This window comes from Pseudonocardia pini, from assembly GCF_013870575.1.
Lineage (GTDB): Bacteria > Actinomycetota > Actinomycetes > Mycobacteriales > Pseudonocardiaceae > Pseudonocardia > Pseudonocardia pini.
In genome coordinates this window covers 1-3,428 of record NZ_JACBXB010000616.1, presented here as the reverse complement: position 1 = coordinate 3,428, position 3,428 = coordinate 1, and the positions used below count along the sequence as shown (strand labels likewise).

The window sequence follows — 3,428 nt, the reverse complement described above, 5'->3', positions numbered from 1 at the left end:
GTCGGTCTGGGTCGCCAGCTCGACGCCGGTGCGGACGTCCACCGTGGTGTCCGCGGCGAACTGCGGCGGCGCCGGGCGGTCGAAGTGGTGCCCGCTGCCGAAGAAGAAGATCACCGCGACGATCGCGGGCAGCGCCAGCGCCGTGAGCTTGAGCCAGTATTGGAAGGCCTGCACGAAGGTCACCGAGCGCATGCCGCCGAACGCGACCGTGGCGACCACGATCACCCCGGCGGCCAGCGACCCGACCCAGCTCGGCAGGCCCGTCACGATCGTGACCGTCAGGCCGGCGCCCTGCAGCTGCGGCAGGAGGTACAACCAGCCGATGACCAGCACGAACACGCTGCACAGGGTGCGCAGCCCGCGCGACCGCAGCCGCAGCTCGGCGAAGTCCGGGACCGTGTAGGCGCCGGAGCGGCGCAGCGGGGCCGCCACGAAGAGGAGGAGCGAGAGGTAGCCCGCGGTGTAGCCGACGGGGTACCAGAGTGCGTCCACGCCGTCGCGCAGGACCAGGCCCGCCACCCCGAGGAACGAGGCCGCCGAGAGGTACTCGCCAGAGATGGCGCCCCCGTTGGCGAGCGGGCCGACCCGCCGCGAGGCGACCAGGAAGTCCGAGGTCCGCCGGGCCCGGTGCCCCACGGCGCCGATCGCCGTGGAGGCCACGGCGACCAGCAGGATGGCGGTCAGCGCGGCGACTGCCGTGGCGCTCATCGCTCTCGCCCGCTACGCGGACTCGGCACCGCACGCAGGCGCTGTACCGATGATCCGCCGACACGCCCGCTCACGGCGAGTGCTCGTCGAGGCGCTCGCGGGACAGGCCCAGCCGTTCGGGGGCGTGCAGTTGCAGGAGCGTGCGGTCCGCGTCGAGCGGGACGGCGGTCCGGGTGGCCCGGCTGACCACCACCATCACGAGGAACGCCGCAGGCACCGCGACGACCGCGGGGCGCAGCAGGAGCACCCCGAGCGACCCCTCCGGGACGGTCCCGGCCAGCGCGAACCCGACGCCCACACACGACAGCACGGCGCCGACCCCGAGTCCGGCCATCGCACCGGCGGGCGTGAGACCACGCCACCACACACCGAGGACGAGCAGCGGGCAGAAGGTCGCGGCGGACACCGCGAACACGAGCGGGATGGTCAGGGTCAGGTCCAGCCGCACGACCGCGAGCGCGGGCCCGATCGGCACCAGCGCGGACACCAGCGCGGCGAGCCGGAAGTCCCGCAACCGTCCCTTCAGCACGTCCGTGAACAGTACGCCCGCCAGGCTCACCACGAGCCCCGACGACGTCGACAGGAAGGCCGCCGCCGCGCCCGCCGAGACGAGCCCGCCCAGCAGCCAGCCCGCCCAGCCGTCGCCCAGCACGGCGGTGGGGACGAGCAGGACCGCGCCGTCCGTGCGGCCGTCGACCAGCAGCTCGGGGGTGAACGCGCGTGACAGCAGGCCCAGCAGCGTGACCAGTACGAACACCGCGCCGATCATGGCCAGGACGACGACGGTGGTCCGGCGGGCCGCCCGGCCGTCGGGATTGGTGTAGAAGCGGACGAGCACGTGCGGCAGGCCCATCGTCCCAGCGATGCCGGCGATCAGGATCGAGTAGATCTCGAGCAGCCGTGCGCCGCCGGAGTGTGGTTCGAGCCACTCGCTATCGGTCGTCGGGGTGCCTGCCGGGACCGGGACGCCGGTGCCCGCGGCGAACCGCAGCTCGGCCCCCGCGTCGACGTCGTGCACCCCGGGCGCCCAGGTCAGCGGCCCGTCGACGGCTCGGCCGTCCACCGTGCCCCGCGCCTCGAGGGTCGTCTCGGCCGCGACCTCCAGCCGGACGGGCGTCTCGACGGAGATCGTGGTGGTCTCCTCGAACGTCGGTGCGGTCGGCCGGTCCAGGTCCCGGTCGGAGCCGACGAACAGGGCGAGCGCGATCAGGGCGGGCACGGTCAGCGCGGTGAGCTTGAGCCAGTACTGGAAGGCCTGCACGAACGTGATCGAGCGCATCCCGCCCGCGACGACGGACAACACCACCAGCACGCCCGCGCCCACGATCCCGACCCAGCCGGGCAACGACGTCAGCGTCGTGAGGGCGAGGCCTGCGCCCTGGTACTGCGGGAGCAGGTAGAGCCAGCCGATCAGCAGCACGAGCGCGGTGCAGAACCGGCGCAGCCGCGGGGAGTGCAGCCGCGCCTCGGCGAAGTCCGGGATCGTGTAGGCGCCGGAGCGCCGCAGCGGCGCCGCGACCAGCAGGAGGAGCGCGAGGTAGCCGGTGCAGAAGGCGATCGGGTACCAGAGCCCGTCCGCGCCCTCGCGCAGCACGAGGCCCGCGACGCCGAGGAACGTCGCCGCCGAGAGGTACTCCCCGGAGATCGCGGCCGCGTTCGGCACCGCTCCGACCGTGCGCGAGGCCACCAGGAAGTCCGAGGTGCTGCGGGCGACGCGGACGCCGAGCGACCCGATGACGACGGAGGCGACGCCGACCAGCGCGATCGCGACCAGCGCGATGATCGAGGGGGTGCTCACCGGGTCGCGGCCGGGTCCGGCGTGCCCGCGGGCGTCGTGGTCGAGGTCGTTCCCGGCGAGGCGGAGGCCCACGCCGGTGCAGCGGACGTCCGGGGCCGGGCCGAGAACGCGGCCGGGGGTGGGCTCGGCGCGGGGAGCGCGGTCATGGGCATTCCGGAGTCGGTCCTAGTCCTGGACGTGGTCGGCGAAGTTCTGCTCGACCTTCTCCGCGGCCTTCGTGTGCCACCAGCCCAGGCCGAGCAGGAACGGGTAGACCAGCACGCCGAGCAACAGCCAGGGCAGCCGCAGGCCGAGGAACTCCACCCGGCCCAGCTCGGGGTACACCGCGAACAGCACCGGGAGCAGGCCCAGGACCAGCACCGCGATCGCGCCGACCCGCATCGCCACGCTGAGCTGTCCGCGGATCAGGTTGGCCCGCAGCAGCTCGCCGACGGGGGTGCCCTCCTGCACGTCGACCACCGTGCGGACGGTGCGGGCCACGCCCTTGCGCTCGGAGAGCACGACGCGCACCCGGCGCGGGGCCTCGGTCGTGTCCTCGGGATCGGCCACCCGGGCGTCGAGCCGAACCCGGCGTCGGCGATCCAGTTCGCGGCACGGCTCGCGGCGGTCGGCGCCCCGACGCTGACCCCGACCGTCGTGGTCGGGGACTTCGCCGACCACGATCCCGGTGCGCCGGTCGACCTGGTCCACTTCGTGCACTCGCTGTACTACGTGGCCGACCTGTCGGCCGCGCTCGACCAGGCTCTGGCGCTGCTGAGACCCGGTGGCCTGCTCGTGACGGCGACCGCGCCGCTCGAGCCGCTCTGCGTGCTGACCGAGCTGCTCTGCCCGTGGGCGGAGCGCACGCCCTGGTTCGCCGCCGACGTGCGCCGCGAGCTGCCCCGGCCGTTCGTGTGCCAGGTCCGGTAGACGGTGTCGCCCG

General features: G+C 74.1%; 4 protein-coding genes. 1 reads left to right on the top strand and 3 read right to left on the bottom strand.

The genetic code is table 11. From position 1 onward, the window contains the following. The 3 genes from H5J29_RS25840 to H5J29_RS25830 form a co-directional block, all read right to left on the bottom strand. A partial coding sequence (locus H5J29_RS25840) for a sodium:solute symporter family transporter (protein WP_446686494.1) occupies positions 1 to 708 on the bottom strand: 708 nt, incomplete at its 3' end. A 70-nt stretch (positions 709 to 778) separates the two neighbouring features. Next, a complete protein-coding gene (locus tag H5J29_RS25835) occupies positions 779 to 2,578 on the bottom strand; it encodes a sodium/solute symporter (RefSeq protein ID WP_312858408.1) in 1,800 nt (599 codons plus the stop codon). A 93-nt stretch (positions 2,579 to 2,671) separates the two neighbouring features. Beyond that, the gene (locus tag H5J29_RS25830; protein WP_181783619.1) at positions 2,672 to 3,055 is read right to left on the bottom strand and encodes a hypothetical protein; all 384 of its coding nucleotides are present in this window, start codon (positions 3,053 to 3,055) and stop codon (positions 2,672 to 2,674) included. 87 nt (positions 3,056 to 3,142) lie between these two features. Between H5J29_RS25830 and H5J29_RS25825 the strand changes: the two genes are divergently transcribed. Then, positions 3,143 to 3,415, top strand: coding sequence for a methyltransferase domain-containing protein (locus tag H5J29_RS25825; RefSeq protein ID WP_181783618.1), 273 nt, complete (start codon positions 3,143 to 3,145; stop codon positions 3,413 to 3,415). Positions 3,416 to 3,428: the final 13 nt, after the last annotated feature.